15 protein-coding genes are annotated in these 17,811 nt (G+C 33.4%); 13 read left to right on the top strand and 2 right to left on the bottom strand.

The features are described from left to right. Positions 1-277: 277 nt before the first annotated feature. From AC5SR4_RS05880 to AC5SR4_RS05825, 12 genes are all read left to right on the top strand, one after another. Positions 278-1,417 (top strand): N-acetyl sugar amidotransferase, encoded by a 1,140-nt coding sequence (locus AC5SR4_RS05880; RefSeq protein ID WP_495358605.1) that lies wholly within the window; start codon positions 278-280, stop codon positions 1,415-1,417. Then, positions 1,414-2,028 carry an imidazole glycerol phosphate synthase subunit HisH gene (gene hisH / locus AC5SR4_RS05875; RefSeq protein ID WP_495358604.1) on the top strand — a complete coding sequence of 205 codons (615 nt, stop codon included), beginning with the start codon at positions 1,414-1,416 and terminating at the stop codon, positions 2,026-2,028. Before AC5SR4_RS05880 ends, hisH begins: the two co-directional genes overlap by 4 nt. A 2-nt stretch (positions 2,029-2,030) precedes the next feature. Next, entirely contained in the window at positions 2,031-2,771 is a 741-nt protein-coding gene (locus AC5SR4_RS05870; RefSeq protein WP_495358603.1) for an AglZ/HisF2 family acetamidino modification protein, read from the top strand. A gap of 7 nt (positions 2,772-2,778) precedes the next feature. Then, positions 2,779-3,972, top strand: a complete 1,194-nt coding sequence (locus AC5SR4_RS05865) for a hypothetical protein (RefSeq protein ID WP_495358602.1) — start codon at positions 2,779-2,781, stop codon at positions 3,970-3,972. Further along, positions 3,947-6,064 carry a bi-domain-containing oxidoreductase gene (locus AC5SR4_RS05860; RefSeq protein ID WP_495358601.1) on the top strand — a complete coding sequence of 706 codons (2,118 nt, stop codon included), beginning with the start codon at positions 3,947-3,949 and terminating at the stop codon, positions 6,062-6,064. The genes AC5SR4_RS05865 and AC5SR4_RS05860 overlap by 26 nt, the downstream gene beginning before the upstream one ends. Continuing rightward, on the top strand, positions 6,046-7,635 hold the full coding sequence (locus AC5SR4_RS05855; RefSeq protein WP_495358600.1) for a heparinase II/III domain-containing protein: 1,590 nt from the start codon (positions 6,046-6,048) through the stop codon (positions 7,633-7,635). The genes AC5SR4_RS05860 and AC5SR4_RS05855 overlap by 19 nt, the downstream gene beginning before the upstream one ends. Further along, positions 7,632-8,831, top strand: coding sequence for a glycosyltransferase family 4 protein (locus tag AC5SR4_RS05850; RefSeq protein WP_495358599.1), 1,200 nt, complete (start codon positions 7,632-7,634; stop codon positions 8,829-8,831). Before AC5SR4_RS05855 ends, AC5SR4_RS05850 begins: the two co-directional genes overlap by 4 nt. Before the next feature lie 71 nt (positions 8,832-8,902). Then, positions 8,903-10,048, top strand: coding sequence for an MraY family glycosyltransferase (locus AC5SR4_RS05845; protein ID WP_495358598.1), 1,146 nt, complete (start codon positions 8,903-8,905; stop codon positions 10,046-10,048). After that, positions 10,045-11,442, top strand: coding sequence for a UDP-glucose 6-dehydrogenase (locus AC5SR4_RS05840; protein ID WP_495358596.1), 1,398 nt, complete (start codon positions 10,045-10,047; stop codon positions 11,440-11,442). Before AC5SR4_RS05845 ends, AC5SR4_RS05840 begins: the two co-directional genes overlap by 4 nt. Before the next feature lie 277 nt (positions 11,443-11,719). Beyond that, positions 11,720-12,706, top strand: a complete 987-nt coding sequence (locus AC5SR4_RS05835) for a UDP-glucuronic acid decarboxylase family protein (protein ID WP_495358595.1) — start codon at positions 11,720-11,722, stop codon at positions 12,704-12,706. A gap of 13 nt (positions 12,707-12,719) precedes the next feature. Then, entirely contained in the window at positions 12,720-14,099 is a 1,380-nt protein-coding gene (locus tag AC5SR4_RS05830; protein WP_495358594.1) for an exopolysaccharide biosynthesis polyprenyl glycosylphosphotransferase, read from the top strand. Positions 14,100-14,107: 8 nt separating this feature from the next. Beyond that, positions 14,108-14,890, top strand: coding sequence for a glycosyltransferase family 2 protein (locus tag AC5SR4_RS05825; RefSeq protein WP_495358593.1), 783 nt, complete (start codon positions 14,108-14,110; stop codon positions 14,888-14,890). On the opposite strand, the gene AC5SR4_RS05820 is transcribed toward AC5SR4_RS05825, so the two are convergent. Next, positions 14,874-16,181, bottom strand: coding sequence for a phenylacetate--CoA ligase family protein (locus AC5SR4_RS05820; RefSeq protein ID WP_495358592.1), 1,308 nt, complete (start codon positions 16,179-16,181; stop codon positions 14,874-14,876). The genes AC5SR4_RS05825 and AC5SR4_RS05820 overlap by 17 nt on opposite strands. Before the next feature lie 123 nt (positions 16,182-16,304). Here AC5SR4_RS05820 and purD point away from each other — a divergent pair, with 123 nt between their 5' ends. After that, positions 16,305-17,576 (top strand): phosphoribosylamine--glycine ligase, encoded by a 1,272-nt coding sequence (gene purD, locus AC5SR4_RS05815; protein ID WP_495358591.1) that lies wholly within the window; start codon positions 16,305-16,307, stop codon positions 17,574-17,576. Here the strand turns inward: purD and AC5SR4_RS05810 are convergent. Further along, positions 17,571-17,798, bottom strand: a complete 228-nt coding sequence (locus AC5SR4_RS05810) for a DUF6341 family protein (protein ID WP_495358590.1) — start codon at positions 17,796-17,798, stop codon at positions 17,571-17,573. The two genes, purD and AC5SR4_RS05810, sit on opposite strands and share 6 nt — an antisense overlap. Between the last annotated feature and the right edge of the window lie 13 nt (positions 17,799-17,811).

The raw sequence follows: 17,811 nt of genomic DNA, 5'->3' as shown, positions 1-17,811 counted from the left end.
GACATGTATGTTATAAATGGTTTTTGGGAAGAAAATCTATTCTTTTATTTCTGTTTTCAAAAAGTTAAGGAATTAGTAATTGTATTATCAATTTTAAGTAGGATTAGCAATGTTTTTAAGGGTAATTTTAAGGGAAGTTTACATTTTTATGTTGTTTTATAACGATTATAATTCAGAAGATATTACTAATTTAGAATGGAAAAATTACCTTTGTATATAAATGGTATTAATTTGTTTCAGCTAGATAAATAAATTTTAGAACGATAAAGAAATAGAAATGAGAGATAAAAACCCCCGGATTTGTACAAATTGTGTTATGGATACCACCGATTCAAAAATCGTATTTGACGAGAAAGGAGTTTGTGATCATTGTAATACATATTATAGAGATATTCAACCAAATTGGCATACCGATGAACGAGGGGATAAAGCACTTAAAGAAATTGTTACTAAAATAAAAAAGAAAGGGAAAAAACATGACTTTGACTGTTTAATGGGTATGAGTGGTGGTATTGATAGCTCTTACTTGTTGTATAAAATGAAAGAAGAGTATGGCCTTCGACCTTTAGTCTTCCATGTTGATGCGGGATGGAATTCTCAAATTGCAGTAAATAATATTGAGAAGCTAGTTGATGGGTTAGGTTTAGATTTATATACAGAGGTTATCAATTGGGAAGAAATTAAAGATTTGCAATTAGCTTATTTTAAGTCTGGTGTTCCACATATAGATACGCCTCAAGACCATGCCTTTTTTGCAACGATGTACAAGTTCGCTTCAAAGCATAAAATAAAATATATTCTTACTGGAGGAAATTATTCAACAGAATGCGTTAGAAACCCTTTGGAATGGATGTATTACCAATCAGATTCCATTCAATTGAGAGATATTTATAAAAAGCACGGTACAGGTAAATTAAAAGATTATCCGGTCACAAACATTTTATGGCATAAAGTATATTTGCCCTATCTAAAGAAAATAAAATTAATAAGACCTCTTGATTTTATACCTTACAATAAAAAAGAAGCTATGCAGCTTTTAGAGGATAAGTTTGGCTATCAAAAATATCCCCAAAAACATTTTGAATCTCGTTTTACAAGATTCTATGAGGCTTATTGGTTGCCCCAAAAGTTTGGTTATGATACCAGAAAAGTACAATTTTCCAGTTTAATATTAACAGGGCAAATGACCAGGGAAGAAGCCTTAGAAGAATTAAAAAAGCCTGCGTATGATCCAGAAACCATTCATCAGGATTTTGAGTTTGTAGCTAATAAATTAGGAATATCCATAGAAGAGCTGCAAGGTTATATGGATGCCCCTAATAAAACATATAAAGATTATAAATCTCAGGAAAATATATACAACATAGGAGCAAAGGTTATGAGAATGGCAGGGTTGGAAAGAGGAGGAAAACGATGATTAAAATAGTAAATTACGGTTCAGGTAATATTCAAGCCATATTAAACATATACAAACAGTTAAATATAGATTGTTTTGTAGCGAATTCGCCCAAGGAATTGCATGGTGCCACCAAACTTATATTGCCTGGTGTTGGGGCTTTTGATGAAACCATGAAGCAACTGATCGAATCAGGCTTCAAAGAAGAACTGGATAAATTGGTTTTGCAAGAAAAAATACCCGTAATGGGTATTTGTGTAGGCATGCAAATATTGGCCAAAAAGAGTGAAGAAGGTAAACTAGAGGGTTTGGGGTATATTAATGGCGAAGTGAAAAAATTTGATAGTTCAAGAATAAAAGAAAAACCATATTTACCTCATTTAGGATGGAATTCTATCAAACCAACGAAAGAGCATAGAATTTTTGAAAACATAGATGTTAAACACGGTTTTTACTTTTTGCATACCTATTATTTTTCCTGTCAATCTACTGAAGATAGATTAGCTTCAACTAATTATGGTATAGAGTTTTCGTCGGCCGTAAATCATGATAATGTTTATGGTATGCAGTTTCATCCAGAAAAGAGTCATCATAACGGGGTTCAATTGTTCAAAAATTTTTCCAATCTTTAATTATGCTAAGATCACGAATAATACCTTGCTTATTGGTAAGAAACAAAGGACTGGTTAAAACAGTTCAATTCAAAGACAGCAAGTATGTAGGAGATCCAATAAATGCTGTTAAGATTTTTAATGAAAAGGAAGTCGATGAATTGATTGTTCTGGATATCGATGCTACAAAAGAAAATAGAGCGCCTGATTTTGAGATGATTAAAAATTTGGCAAATGAATCCAGAATGCCACTTTGTTACGGTGGAGGCGTTAAAACGGTAGAGCAAGCTAAGCAGATAATTCACTTAGGTGCCGAAAAAGTAGCCCTTAGCTCTGCAGTTATAGAAAATCCCAGTTTGATAAAAGATATAGGTAAGGCGGTTGGTGTACAAAGTGTTATTGTTGTATTGGATGTTAAAAAGAAAGGGCTTTTTGGAAAATATCAGGTATATACCCATAATGGTACTAAGTCAACAGGGAAGAGTCCAGAAGAACTGGCCCTCCAATTTGAAAAATTGGGTGTAGGGGAGATAGTGATAAATTCTATTGATAATGACGGTATGATGAAGGGGTATGATTTAAAATTAATTGATATTATAAGAAATGCAATTAATGTTCCTATTACTGTTTTGGGAGGAGCCGGTACTGTTGAAGATTTGAAAACACTTGTTGAAAAGTATAAAGTGATAGGGGTTGCAGCGGGTAGTTTATTTGTTTTTAAAGGTAAATACAAGGCAGTATTAATAAATTACTTTAGACCATAATTTAGAAATGAGCGTCTTAGGTAAAGTAAAAACATATAAAAATGAATTGTTCTTAATATTAATATTTTTATCTGATTTTGTTACTAAATTAATAACTACTTATTCAATAAATTCTTTCGGCAGGTTTGGAGGTGTTTCTAAGCTTGCTTTTTTGTTTTATATGTTGTTTTTTATAATTAAAAACAAAATTAAGGAACCATTTATTGTTAAACTCTTAATCATCTTAGCGGTTACCTTCTTGATTGGAAATATAGAGATTGTCCTTTCACCTAAGATGAATAAAGTATTATTTTACGATTCACTTTATTATTTTGTTGAGTACTCATCCCTTTTTATTGTAGTATGGTTTTTTAGTGCGTTTGATAAAGAAAATATAAACAGTGTTTTTAATATTTTTTTAATCATAGGAGTTGTTAATTCAATTTTTATGATAATGGGAGTGTTTACCAATATTGAACTATTTATGTCTTATCCGTTTTCTGAGAGATTTGGTGCTAACGGTATATTGGCACAAACTTCAGAAGTAAGCTATTTTTATATTATTTTAACATTGGTTTTATATTACGACTTCTGTTTGAACAGGAGAAACCTATTTTTATTACTTTTCTTGATAGGCACTTCGTTTTTGATTGGAACAAAGATTGTCTGGTTATATTTAATTGCATTAACGTCTTTTCATTTATTAAAAAAAATAAAAAATAAATTCATTTTAACATGTTTCATTATTATCACTTTACTTTTTGCTTTAATTTTTAATAATAGTATAATTTATTTTTTAACACAAAATCTCTATCATGGAACTGAAATCTATTCTGATTGTGGTATCTTTTGTTTGTTGACTTCATATAGAATAGAATTGCTAGCTGATTTTATTAATTATATCTCTGCCAATTGGAGTTTCAGTAAATATATTTTTGGAGGGATAGATTTTAATACATACCGAGTGGAATTTGGATTGATAGATTTATATATGTTTTTTGGTGTTTTAGGACCACTTGTGTATGGATTGTTTATAAAAAAATATTTTATTGGAAGCAATGTATACCAAACATATTTTGTTTTAATAGTTTTGTTGTTATCCTTTTTAGCAGGAAATTTTTTAACAAGCTTTATATTAATAGTACTATTTTATATTAGCACACTTAAGTTTAGAAATATTAAAGAAGATTTTTTAAATGAAACAAATCATACAAGACCTTAAAAACGGAGAAACCATATTAGAAGAAGTACCGGTACCTATAGTAAAATCTGGTCATGTTCTAATCAAAACAGCTAATACGCTAGTTTCATTAGGAACCGAACGCATGTTAGTAGAATTTGGAAAAGCCAATTTCATCCAAAAAGCAAGACAACAGCCGGACAAGGTTAAAATGGTATTAGACAAAGTAAAAACAGATGGATTAAAGCCAACAATGGGTGCTGTTTTTAATAAACTAAACCAACCTTTACCATTAGGCTATTGTAATGTAGGAGAGGTAGTTGAAGTAGGTAAAGGAGTAACAGAATTTAAAGTAGGAGATCGTGTAGCATCCAATGGACACCATGCCGAATATGTAAACATGCCAAAAAATCTGGTGGCCAAAATACCCGATAATGTAACTTATGAAGAAGCTGCTTTTACAGTTATAGGCTCAATAGGATTGCAGGGTATAAGATTATTAAAACCGACATTTGGAGAAACCATTGTTGTAGTGGGATTAGGTTTAATAGGATTGGTTACTGCAGAACTGTTATTGGCTAATGGTTGTAATGTCATCGGTTTTGATTTTGACCCGGAAAAAATAAAAATTGCTAAGAAGAAGGGTATTATTGCTGTTAATCTAAGAGAAGGTACAGATCAAGTAAAGTTTGTTGAAAATTATACCAATGGTATTGGAGTAGATGGGGTGATTATCACAGCGTCTAATAAAAGTAACGAAATAATTTCGCAATCAGCCAATATGTGTAGGAAACGAGGACGTATTGTTCTTGTGGGTGTAATTGGACTAGACATACGTAGGGCCGATTTTTATGAAAAAGAAATATCGTTCCAAGTGTCATGCTCCTATGGTCCGGGTAGATATGATGAAGCATATGAGCAGAAGGGAAACGATTATCCTATAGGATATGTAAGATGGACCGAAAAAAGAAATTTTGAAGCCATATTAAATGCAATCTCACGTGGCACACTAGATGTTAAACCTCTTATTACAGAAAGAGTGCCTTTGTCAGAATACCAGAAGGTTTATGGAGATATGAAAAACTCAAAATCCATTGCTTCTATTCTAGAATATGATAATACAGCATCGCCGGAATCAACAGTCGAAATATCTCAAAAATCGTTTGAAGGGAAAAAGGGAGTTATAGGGATTATTGGTGCCGGGAACTTTACCAGTTCTACCATATTGCCCAACCTTAAAAAACTAAATGCCAACTTAAAATACATAGCAAGTTCAGGAGGCCTTTCGTCCACTACAATGGCTAAGCGCTATAATATTGCTAATTCAACATCAGATTATAAAGAAATATTAGCCGATAATGAGGTAGATTTAGTATTTATTACCACAAAACACAATATGCATGCGCCAATGGTTTTAGAAAGCTTAGAGGCAGGTAAGAGTGTTTTTGTAGAAAAACCGCTAGCATTAACAAAAGCGGAGCTAGAATCAATAATAGAAGTGTACAATAATCAGAATGTTAATATCTCTGTAGGTTTTAATAGACGCTTTGCCCCATTAGCAAAGAACATGAAAAAACTTTTAGGCAATGACAATACCCCAATCAATATAGTAGCTACTATGAATGCAGGATTTATACCAGCTGATGTTTGGGTGCATGATATGGAAGTAGGAGGCGGAAGAATTATTGGAGAGGCGTGCCATTATATAGACTTATGCACATACTTTACAGGAAGCAAAGTATCTGCTGTATGCATGAGTGCCATGGGGATAAACCCCAAAGAAAATACAGATAATGCCAGCATTCTTTTAAAATATGAGAATGGATCCAATGCCGTAATCAATTATTTTGCAAATGGAAGCAAAGCGTATTCAAAAGAACGAGTTGAAATCTATTCGCAGGAACGTACCTTGATAATGGACAATTGGCGTAAATTAAAAACCTACGGATTTAAAGGAGGCAATGCATCTTCAAAACAAGATAAAGGACATTATAATCAGTTTAATGAATTGATTACACAACAAAATAAAGGTGGTAGTCCAATCATCCCTTTTGAAAGTATTGTTAACACTACAAAAGCTTCTTTTGCAGCTATAGAGTCACTTACACAAGGCAAATGGATAGATATAGACTAAAACTTCTAATAAACACTTTAAAACACCTTAAAGCTAAACAAGTTTATTTTCGAATATATTATTTTATTAGAGGGAAGCTTACAAAAAAAGAATATACCCAAGAACTAAACAAAGAATTGAAACCAATAATTTGGAATGATTTTTTGTTTAATGCAAAAAGTTATCACTTTGAAAACTGTTTTGATTTTTTAAATCTTAAGCATTGTTTTAATAAAAACATTGATTGGAATTATTTGGAATATGGAAAGCTTTGGACATTTAATCTAAATTATTTTGATTTTTTAAATCAGGAAGCATTAGCCCCTGAACAGGGAATACAATTAATTAATGATTTTATAGCTAATGATAGGATACTAAAAGAAGGGAAAGAATCCTATACTATTTCACTTCGAGGAATGAATTGGATAAAATTTTTGTCAAAGCATAAGATTGATAATCAAGAGATAAATCAAAAACTATATAACCATTACCAAAGACTTTTAGATAATTTAGAGCTACAGTTTTTAGGAAATCATTATTTAGAAAATGGTTTTGCACTTCTATTTGGAGCCTATTATTTTCAAGATAATGAGTTTTATAGGGCAGCAAGAAAAATTTTAAAAGAAGAACTTGAAGAACAAGTATTAGCTGATGGGGCTCATATAGAGTTATCTCCTATGTATCATCAAACCATGCTTCACCGTGTTCTGGATTGCATTAATTTAGTAAAAGACAATAATCTGTATGATGTAGATGATCAATTGCTTTTATTTCTAAAAAGTAAAGCAGAGCAAATGCTTTCCTGGTTACAAACAGTCACATTTAAGAACGGAGATATTCCTATGGTGAATGATAGTACTTTTGATATTGCACCTAAATCAGAAGCATTGTTTCAATACGCCACATTTTTAAAGTTATCTTGGAAAAAAGGAAAACTTAAGGATTCTGGGTATCGAAAAGTAGAAAAAGGGAATTATGAGTTATTTGTAGACGTTGGTAACGTCGGTGCTTCTTATTTACCCGCTCATGTACATTCAGATACATTTAATTTTGAATTGTATGTGAATCAGGAACCTGTAATTGTAGATACGGGAACATCTACCTATGAAAAAAATGAATTAAGACAATTGGAACGTTCTACGGCCTCACATAATACAGTTAAAGTAGGCACTTTTGAACAGTCAGAAATCTGGGGTGGTTTTCGCGTAGCAGAAAGAGCCAAAATAATTCATTTAAAGGAAGATAAAAATAAAATACTGGGGACACATGATGGCTATAAAAAAACGAATATTTTACATACTAGAAAGTTTAATACCGAAGAACATAAGATTGTTATAGAAGATGAGCTTTCAGGGAAGACTAAGTACAAAACAAGTGCATTTTTTCACCTCCATCCAAATATTGATATAGAAAAAGAAGGAGAGCAAGCCATTAGGTTAAAGAACAAGGATATTTTAATTAGGTTTGAAGGGGAAATTACAAGCATTGAAGTCTTAAGTTATAATTATTCAGAAGGGTTCAATAAAACCTGTAAGTCAAAGAAAGTACAAGTTAATTTTGTCAAAAAACTAAAAACGGAAATTTGTTTATGAGACTACTATTTTTAACTGATAATTTCCCGCCAGAAGTAAATGCCCCTGCAACAAGAACCTATGAACATTGTAAAGAGTGGGTCAAGTTAGGTGCAGATGTAACAGTGATAACATGTGCTCCAAATTTTCCAAAAGGAAAAGTGTTTGAGGGCTATAGAAATAAATTATATCAAAAAGAAATCGTAGATGGAATAAAAGTAATAAGGGTTTGGACATATATAAGCGCTAATAAGGGGTTTGTTAAAAGAATTTTAGATTATGTCAGTTTTATGATTAGTTCTTTTTTAGCAGGCCTATTTATTAAAACAGATTTAATTATAGCAACATCCCCCCAGTTTTTCACTGTAATTTCAGGAAGATGGTTGTCTTTTTGGAAACGCAAAAAATGGATTATGGAAGTAAGAGATTTATGGCCGGAATCAATTAGTGCCGTAGGAGTCATGAATAAAAGTTTAATAATTCGATTTTTTGAAGTTTTAGAAAAAAGGATGTACAAGAGTGCGGATAAAATTGTTGTTGTTACAGATGCTTTTAAAGAGATTTTAGTCAAAAAACATCATATAAAGCAGACAAAAATTAAGGTAATAAAGAATGGTGTAAATATCGATTTATTCAATCCTAAAAGCAAAGATGTCAGTTTACTAAAAAAGATAAACTTAGAAGATAAATTAATCATTGGATACATTGGTACTCATGGAATGGCCCATGGTTTAGATTTTATTTTAAGATGCGCAAAACAAATTACAGATAAAAAAATTCATTTTCTATTCATAGGAGATGGGGCAAAGAGGGATGATCTGTTAAAACAAAAAGAAACTTTAAAGTTAGATAATGTAACCATGTTACCTTCAGTCAAAAAAGAAGAGGTTTCAAATTACATATCCATTATTGACATAGCATTAGTTAATTTAAAAAGATCAGAAACATTTAAACATGTACTGCCTTCTAAAATTTTTGAATTATGTGCTATGGAGAAACCTGTTTTGTTAGGGGTAGAAGGAGAAGCAGAAAAATTAATAAAAGTTTATAATGTTGGTGTCGCTTTTAAACCAGAGGATAAAGTGGATTTTATTGAAAAACTTAGTATTATTAGGAAAAAAGCTTTTGATAGGAATGACTTTTTAAGAATGAAACAAGACTTTAGCAGGAAAAAACTAGCTTATGAAATGTTTCATTTTATAACAGATGAATATTAACAAAGTTTTTAATCCTTTATTTTTGTTTAAACTTAGAGGATGTTTCTTATTTTTGACTATAAATAACCTTAATGGCATTTTATTTCCCAATACTATTCTTTGCAGGTGCTTACCTGATTACGTATTTTACTATACCTAAAATTATAGGATTAGTAGAATATAAAAACTTAATGGATAATCCTAATACTAGAAGCTCTCACAAACGCAAAACACCAACATTGGGGGGGGTTGCTTTTTTTTATGTTTTAGTCTTAGCTTTATTTTTTTTAAGAAATTGGAGTGAATATGGTGAAGCTATTTATTTAATACCTGGGTTAACAATTCTTTTTATTGTTGGATTAAAAGATGATTTAGTTGTTCTTTCCCCTTATACAAAATTGATTGCTCAAATCATGGCTATAACATTTGTTATAAGTAATGAAAGCTTTACTATTCATTCTTTAAATGGGTTTTTAGGAATTTATGACATACCTGTTTATCTATATTATATTATAAGTGCTTTTATAATGGTAACTATTATTAATGCCTATAATCTAATTGATGGTATTGATGGGTTGGCCGGCATGGTTGGAATTATCATACTTATAATTTATACTACGATATTTTATATGACGAAAGAATATTTTTTCGTTTTATTAAGTTTAACTTTAAATGGATGCTTAATTGCATTTTTAAAGTACAATTTATCCACAACAAGTGAAAAAATTTTTATGGGAGACACTGGGTCTCTCATAGTTGGGTTTGTTATCAGTATCCTTACCCTTAAATTTTTAGCTTTATCACCGGAAAAATACGATAGTCTTCCTTTTTTAATTGAAAATGTTCCCTTAATAGCCATTAGTATTTTAATCGTTCCCTTATTTGATACAGCAAGGGTTTTTACAATTAGATTAGTAAATAAACGAAGCCCATTTTCACCAGATAGAAATCACTCACATCATATACTTGTTGATTATTTTAAAATATCACATAAAAAAGCAAGTTATATTATTGGAGCATTCAATTTAGTTTTTGTCTATCTTTTTATTTTTTTAGGAAGCGCATCCTATAATTTTTGGTTAGTTACTGTACTTGTTATTACCGTTATTTTATTAGGGTATTTTTTTTACCGTTTTGATTATAGTTTTGCAAATATTAGGAGAAAAATTAGATTTAAGAGAAGAGTAGATGATGTTAAAGAAAAGGGTAAAAATATAATAAGTAAAAATAACGAATGAAGATAAAAAAAATCTGCTGCATAGGAGCAGGCTACGTGGGCGGTCCCACCATGGCCATCATAGCCCAAAAAAGTCCGCATATACAAGTAACCGTCGTAGATATAAACAAAGCCCGTATTGATGCCTGGAACGATGAAGATCTAGATAACTTACCCGTATTCGAACCCGGTCTTGCAGATATTGTAAAAGAAACCAGAGGCAAAAACCTCCACTTCTCAATAGATGTAGAAAAAGCCATCGATGAAGCCGATATGATTTTTATCTCCGTAAACACCCCCACCAAAACCTACGGAAAAGGAAAAGGCATGGCAGCCGATTTAAAATATATCGAACTTTGCGCCCGACAAATCGCCAAAGTTGCCAAACAAAACAAAATAATTGTAGAAAAGTCCACCCTACCCGTTAGAACTGCCGAGGCTATAAAAAACATTTTAGATAACACGGGCAACGGCGTACAATTCCAAATACTATCCAATCCAGAGTTTTTAGCCGAAGGGACTGCCGTACAAGACCTACTGGCACCCGACCGCGTACTCATTGGTGGCGATACCGATGAAGCCGGACAAAAAGCCATCCAGGCACTCGTAGACATTTACGCCAACTGGGTACCCAAAGAACGCATCCTAACTACCAATGTTTGGTCTTCAGAGCTATCCAAGCTCACCGCCAACGCATTTCTCGCACAACGCGTGTCCTCCATCAATGCCATGTCCGAGATCTGTGAAAAAACAGGTGCCGATGTTAATGAAGTGTCCAAAGCCATAGGTATGGACAGCCGTATCGGTTCAAAATTCCTTAAAGCCTCTGTAGGCTTTGGTGGGTCTTGTTTTCAAAAAGACATCCTTAACCTCGTGTACATAGCCAAAAGCTACGGACTCGAAGAAGTGGCCGACTACTGGGAGCAAGTCATCATCATGAACGACCACCAAAAACAACGCTTTTCAGACAACATCGTCAGCACCCTATACAATACCGTATCAGGCAAAAAAATTACCTTTCTGGGCTGGGCTTTCAAGAAAGACACCAACGATACCCGGGAGTCTGCTGCCATACACGTTGCCGATAGTCTGTTGAACGAACAAGCCAATATTGAAGTGTACGACCCCAAGGTCTCCCAAGAACGCATCTATGCCGATTTAGAACACCTAAACACACGTGCACTCGAAGACAACAGAAAACTGCTAAAAGTCCAAAAAGACCCTTATGCGGCCGCTAATAACTCCCACGCCATAGCCGTGCTAACCGAATGGGACGAGTTTAAAACTTACGATTGGCAAAAAATTTACGACCATATGAACAAACCCGCTTTCGTATTCGACGGTCGTGGTATTCTAGACACCAAAACACTTGAAAAAATAGGATTTGTTTGTTATAAAATTGGTAGTGGTTCCTAATGGCATTCAAAATTTAACGTGGGACCTGTACAAAATATAAACTTACCCTATACGCTTCCTACTATTGCCCATATACGGTTCCTGATATCGCCCATATATATGGGCGGGTATCTCCCATATATGCCTTGGTTTTTGTTAAGTATCAAGTCATTCTGTCAGTCGAAATACGACTTTTGGGATTGACCCAGTAATGTAGTGAAGTGAAGAATTTCAAAAAGAAGCGATAATATTAAACTTATTCCTTTAAATTTGTTAGTTGGATAATTAAAAAACAACATTGAAACGAGTTTTAATAACAGGCGCGGCGGGGTTTTTAGGATCGCATTTATGTGATCGCTTTATTGATGAAGGCTATCATGTTATTGGTATGGACAACTTCATTACCGGGGACTCAAAAAATTTAGCCCATTTATCCGGGCATCCCAATTTTGAGTTTATTGAACACGATGTTACAGAATTTGTGAGTATAGAAGGAGACTTAGACTATATCCTTCACTTTGCGTCACCCGCAAGTCCCATAGATTACTTAAAAATACCCATCCAAACTCTTAAAGTAGGATCCTTAGGAACCCATAATTTATTAGGTCTGGCAAAAGCCAAAAAAGCCAGGATACTCATAGCCTCCACCTCTGAAGTCTATGGAGACCCACTAGTACATCCACAATCCGAGGATTATTATGGTAATGTTAATACCATTGGCCCTAGAGGCGTTTACGATGAAGCTAAGCGATTTCAGGAATCCATTACCATGGCATACCATCGGTTTCATGGCTTGGAAACACGCATTGTGCGTATATTCAATACCTACGGACCCAGAATGCGATTGAATGACGGACGTGTCATTCCTGCATTTATGGGGCAAGCCCTTAGGGGCGAAGACCTCACCATCTTTGGCGATGGTTCCCAAACACGGTCCTTCTGTTATGTGGATGACCAAGTAGAGGGGATTTACCGTTTGCTGTTTAGTGATTATGCCTATCCCGTTAATATTGGGAATCCACACGAAATCTCCATAAAAGATTTTGCCGAAGAGATTATTAAGCTAACAGGGACACAGCAAAAAATAATCTATAAACCACTACCAACCGACGACCCATTACAGCGCCAACCAGACATCAGTTTAGCCAAAAAAATACTAAATTGGGAACCCAAAGTGAGCCGAGAAAAAGGCATGAAAATAACATATGATTATTTTAAAAAATTATCCAAAGAAGAGCTTTATAAACATGAACACAAAGATTTCAAAAGCTTTATTAGTAGATAACTTACATTAACTCATGGAATTTAAACGAGGCAGATATTCATGGTTATTAAGGCCGATGTTGATTCTATATGACGTTATTGCCATAAATTTTTTAGCATATTATTTTTTGAAGCATAATGAACAAAATTTATCTTTTACTATAGAGGTATTTTATTCTATTACTACTTGGATAATATCTGCTAGTTTTACTCAGTTTTATAGAGTGTTTAGATATACATCATCTTTTAATGTTTTTTTACTACTAATAAAGCAGTTTTTAGTATATGCCTTATTCTTATTTGCATTTATCGGAGCTTTTAAAAGTATTAGTACAGATAATATTCACATATTAAATTATTTGTTTTATTCTATCGTAGCCGTTGGATTTGTAAAGATTTTAAGCTATTATCTTTTAAAAATATTTCGTTATAGATTTAGAGGGAATTTAAGAAATGTTGTTATTGTTGGAAGTGGGAACAATACTGAAGAATTAAAAAAAATATTTTTAAACAAAAAGGAATTGGGATATAATTTATTAGCGGTTTTTTCTAATTCAGCAAATAAAGAATGTGATGGAACAATTCAAAATAGTTTCGAATATTTAGAAAGTAATAAAGAAATTGACGAGATTTATTGTGCTATAGATGAATTAACGGAAAAACAGGTAAATGATTATATTAAATATGCTAACAAAAGTCATTGTAATATTAAATTTGTACCAGATGTGTTAAAACTTACAAATAAAAGGTTTAGAATAGATTTTTATACATATCTCCCGGTATTATCTATCCAAAAAAATGTATTAGATTTTGAAATTAACAGATTGATTAAAAGAGGTTTTGATGTTTTGTTTTCATTATTTGTGATAGTTTTTATTCTCCCGTGGTTATCGTTAATTTTATTTATTTTAATTAAATTAGAGTCGAGAGGGCCATTATTTTATAAACATAAAAGACATGGAATTAATTATACTGAATTTTACTGTTACAAGTACAGATCTTTAAATGTCACTAAAGAAATCAAAGGAACCTATGTTAAACAAGAAGATAGTAGAGTTACCAAAATAGGAAAGTTTTTAAGAAAAACTAGTATAGATGAATTGCCGCAATTTATAAATGTTTTCAAAGGAGAAATGAGTGTGGTAGGACCTAGACCCCATATGTTATCTTATACGGATGAATATTCAAAAAAAGTGGATAAGTATAATTTTATTTTTAGACATAGAGTAAAACCAGGTATTACAGGTTTAGCACAAATAAGTGGCTTTAGAGGGGAAATTGAAACGGATAAGGATATTACCAATCGAGTAAAATACGATATATTCTACATCGAAAACTGGTCGTTGTTACTCGACTTAAAAATCATCATCCAAACATTTCTCAACGCTCTAAAAGGCGAAGAAAAAGCATATTAATTAATGTTGTGAAGCCTCTAGTTTCTATCATAACGCCCATGTTTAATTCAGAAGCTTATATTTCAGAAACTATAAACAGTGTTTTAAATCAAACATACTCAAATTGGGAATTGCTGTTGATAGATGATGGTTCTCAAGACAAAACGATTGAAATAGTCAATACATTTATAAACCAGAACTCAACCAACATAAAGCTTCTTAAAAATGAAGCGAATTCCGGAACGGCCGTTTCTAGAAATAAAGGCATTGAAATAGCTCAAGGTGATTATATTGCTTTTTTAGATGCAGACGATCTATGGAAACCAGAAAAACTAGAAAAGCAAATTGCTTTTATGGAACTTGAAGACTGTGATGTAAGTTATACCAGCTATGAATTGATGGACGATAAAGGCATCCTGCTTAACAAAACAATTAAAGCCTTACCCCTTTTGTCATACCATAAACTTTTAAAAGGCAACTACATTGGAAACTTAACAGGAGTTTACAAAACAAGCGTATTAGGCAAAATAACAGTGCCTAATCTACGCAAACGTCAGGACTGGCTCTTGTGGTTAGAGGCTATAAAAAAGTCTGGTAAACCCGCTAAGGGCGTTCAGGAACCATTAGCATATTACCGTATTCATAAAAATGCCATGTCCTCAAATAAATATAAACTTATAAAGTACAATTATTGGATGTATAGAAAGGGACTGGGGTTTTCAATGCCAAAATCACTTTATTGGATGCTCATCTTTTTAAAAGAACAGTTCTTTGTAAAGTCAAAGCAAACGGTTTCTACAAGCGAGATATAAATTGTTTCAGTTTACCACTTTTAGAGCGTTCTAAAGCATCCCGACGTTCAAAAACAACCTGCAATCCAGGCTCTAAATAGGTCTCAACAGCCTTTTTAACAGCTTCCAATCGGATTTCTGTAAGCGCCACGGTACTCACATAAATAATTTTAAAAGTATCTAGCGCAAGCTGTTCAATGACAAATTCTTTCACGTGACCTGCATCTTCAATCACGGTTTTGGTCACATAATAAAACGTTAGTCCGGCCGCTTTTTTTCCACTGGGCAGTTGCACTACATCATTGGTTCGCCCAGTAAGCATTTCAAGGATGGGTTTATGTGGGGTGCTTGTTTTAGACAAGGTCCCAACATCCCCCAAATCATAGCGGATAAACGGATGTGCCTTATTATAAAGCGATGTAATAACCACGCGCCCCGTTTCACCATGGGGTAAAACATGGTTATTGTCATCCAGAATTTCCACAAAAAGGTCTTCATGATTAACAACCCATTCATTGCTTTTATTTTGAAAAGCAATCAAGCCCAGTTCGGCGGCGCCATATTCATTAATAACAGGGATGCCAAATTGCCTTTCCAAAAGGACCTTATCTTCCTCAAAAAGCATTTCCGAAGTCACAATACAACATTTCAAAGAAGGACAGGTAGTGTTCAATACAATAGCCTTACGCTGTAAATACTTTGCAAATTGAACAATGGCACTTGTATAGCCATTCATGTAATCAAATGCAGTCGATTTAAATTTCTTAAGCACTTTATCAAAAGCAGCATCACTTAAATCGAAAACCGAAAACCGAAAGCGATTGCCTAAAACATCTTTTAAGCGTTCCTTATAATAGCCTTTTTTGTTTAAGGGAATTCCATAAAACCGTGCTTGCTTAGAGGTATTCAAATCTAGATGGAACCAACGATATCTGTCCATAAAAATAGCCCATGTTAAAGCATGGGAAAAGCGGTCTTTGGCAAAAATAAACGGATCGCCCGAAGCCCCCGAAGTTTTATTTACATAACTGTTTTTAGTTGAAAACCCTTCCGAAAGTCTATTGTTCAAAGGTTGCTGTAAATCACGTTTTGTCATCACAGGAATGGTTTCCCAATTTAAAGGATTGGCACCCTTAGCAAAACGTTTATAAAATGCATTGTATTTTAAATGGTAATTAACAATGTCCTGTTTTTTTGTATCAATGTAATCAGGGAAATCTTTCTCTTCAATATTTTGAACAGATTTTAAAACACGCTTGGCCTTGTGTATAGGAAAGCTATTAAATTTTAAAGAAAGATTAAATAAACTCAAGGCAGATTATAATTTTTGTAAAGTAAATAAAAAATATTCGTGAATTCGTGGCATTAGTTTTATTTTTGCACTCGACAAATTATATTGAGGCTATTTTTAAACAGTCTCCTAAAAATAGATACAATGAATATTTTAATTCTTGGTTCTGGCGGAAGAGAACATACTTTTGCATGGAAAATTGCCCAAAGTCCCTTATGTAATGAATTATATGTAGCACCTGGGAATTCGGGGACTGCAAATGTTGCAACCAATGTTAATATTGGTGTTACCGACTTTGATGCTATTAAAGAACTAGTTTTAGAGAAACAAATAGATATGGTAGTCGTGGGCCCAGAAGATCCGCTTGTAAAAGGCGTTCACGATTATTTTTTAAAAGATGCTGCTATTAAACATATAGCAGTTATAGGACCGCAAAAAGTGGCTGCAGAGTTAGAAGGCAGTAAGGAGTTTGCCAAAGAATTTTTATATCGACATAACATTCCAACAGCAGCTTATGAGAGCTTTACCAAAGAAACCGTTGAAAAGGGTTATGCCTTTTTAGAAACCTTAAACCCACCGTATGTTTTAAAAGCAGATGGTCTTGCAGCAGGGAAAGGGGTTGTTATTTTAAATAATTTAGATGATGCTAAAGCCGAACTAAAAAGTATGTTGGTAGATGCCAAGTTTGGTCAAGCCAGTACTAAAGTGGTTATAGAGGAGTTTTTAGACGGGATTGAATTGAGTTGCTTTGTTTTAACCGATGGCAAAAATTACAAGATATTGCCAACGGCAAAAGATTATAAACGTATAGGGGAAGGTGATACTGGATTAAATACTGGCGGTATGGGTGCTGTATCTCCCGTGCCATTTGCCACGGATGCATTTCTAAACAAAATAGAAGAACGCATTGTAAAACCAACGATAGAAGGCTTTAAAAAAGACCATTTGCCTTATGTGGGATTTGTATTTATAGGTCTTATAAAAGTGGGGGACGACCCTAAGGTGATTGAGTACAACGTTCGTATGGGCGACCCGGAAACGGAAGTGGTATTACCAAGGCTTAAGAATGATTTTGTTGAGATATTACAGGCCATGACTAAAGGTACGCTTAATGAGATTGACATTGAAATAGACGAACGGGCAGCTACTACCATTATGCTCGTATCAGGTGGATATCCTGAAGCCTATGAAAAAGGCAAAGAAATTAAAGGGCTAGATGCTATTCAAGATTCCATACCGTTTCATGCTGGAGCACAGTTAATAGATGGCAAGGTGGTTACTACAGGAGGGCGTGTTATAGCAATTACATCATATGGCAAGAGCTATAAAGAGGCCATAAAAAAATCTTATCAAAATATAGAAAAGCTACAGTTTGATAAGATGTATTATCGTAAGGATATTGGGTTTGACCTATAAAAAGGAGTGCGAAGAAACCGTTTTATCTTCTTCGTTATTATCATTAAAGGTTTTTAATTGTTTCATCCAATAAACCATGGCAACCAATCCAATAATAGCAAAAATCCAAGAAACCGCATTGGCCGCAAACCAATTATTTAACTCTAATGCTCTTAGGGCATCATATGGTGCAAAAAGCACATTAACAAATAAATCCTGTATAGCGTAAAAGAAGTCCTTCATAGTTAGTATATTT

The organism is Aestuariibaculum scopimerae (assembly GCF_059428085.1).
Note: the sequence above shows the minus strand (reverse complement) of the source record. Positions and strands in the feature narration are given on the sequence as shown.

Bases quoted from the DNA above. Each gene is read 5' to 3' on its own strand.
- AC5SR4_RS05880 (WP_495358605.1), top strand. From the start codon at position 278: ATGAGAGATAAAAACCCCCGGATTTGTACAAATTGTGTTATGGATACC.
- hisH (WP_495358604.1), top strand. From the start codon at position 1,414: ATGATTAAAATAGTAAATTACGGTTCAGGTAATATTCAAGCCATATTA.
- AC5SR4_RS05870 (WP_495358603.1), top strand. From the start codon at position 2,031: ATGCTAAGATCACGAATAATACCTTGCTTATTGGTAAGAAACAAAGGA.
- AC5SR4_RS05865 (WP_495358602.1), top strand. From the start codon at position 2,779: ATGAGCGTCTTAGGTAAAGTAAAAACATATAAAAATGAATTGTTCTTA.
- AC5SR4_RS05860 (WP_495358601.1), top strand. From the start codon at position 3,947: ATGAAACAAATCATACAAGACCTTAAAAACGGAGAAACCATATTAGAA.
- AC5SR4_RS05855 (WP_495358600.1), top strand. From the start codon at position 6,046: ATGGATAGATATAGACTAAAACTTCTAATAAACACTTTAAAACACCTT.
- AC5SR4_RS05850 (WP_495358599.1), top strand. From the start codon at position 7,632: ATGAGACTACTATTTTTAACTGATAATTTCCCGCCAGAAGTAAATGCC.
- AC5SR4_RS05845 (WP_495358598.1), top strand. From the start codon at position 8,903: ATGGCATTTTATTTCCCAATACTATTCTTTGCAGGTGCTTACCTGATT.
- AC5SR4_RS05840 (WP_495358596.1), top strand. From the start codon at position 10,045: ATGAAGATAAAAAAAATCTGCTGCATAGGAGCAGGCTACGTGGGCGGT.
- AC5SR4_RS05830 (WP_495358594.1), top strand. From the start codon at position 12,720: ATGGAATTTAAACGAGGCAGATATTCATGGTTATTAAGGCCGATGTTG.
- purD (WP_495358591.1), top strand. From the start codon at position 16,305: ATGAATATTTTAATTCTTGGTTCTGGCGGAAGAGAACATACTTTTGCA.
- AC5SR4_RS05810 (WP_495358590.1), bottom strand. From the start codon at position 17,798: ATGAAGGACTTCTTTTACGCTATACAGGATTTATTTGTTAATGTGCTT.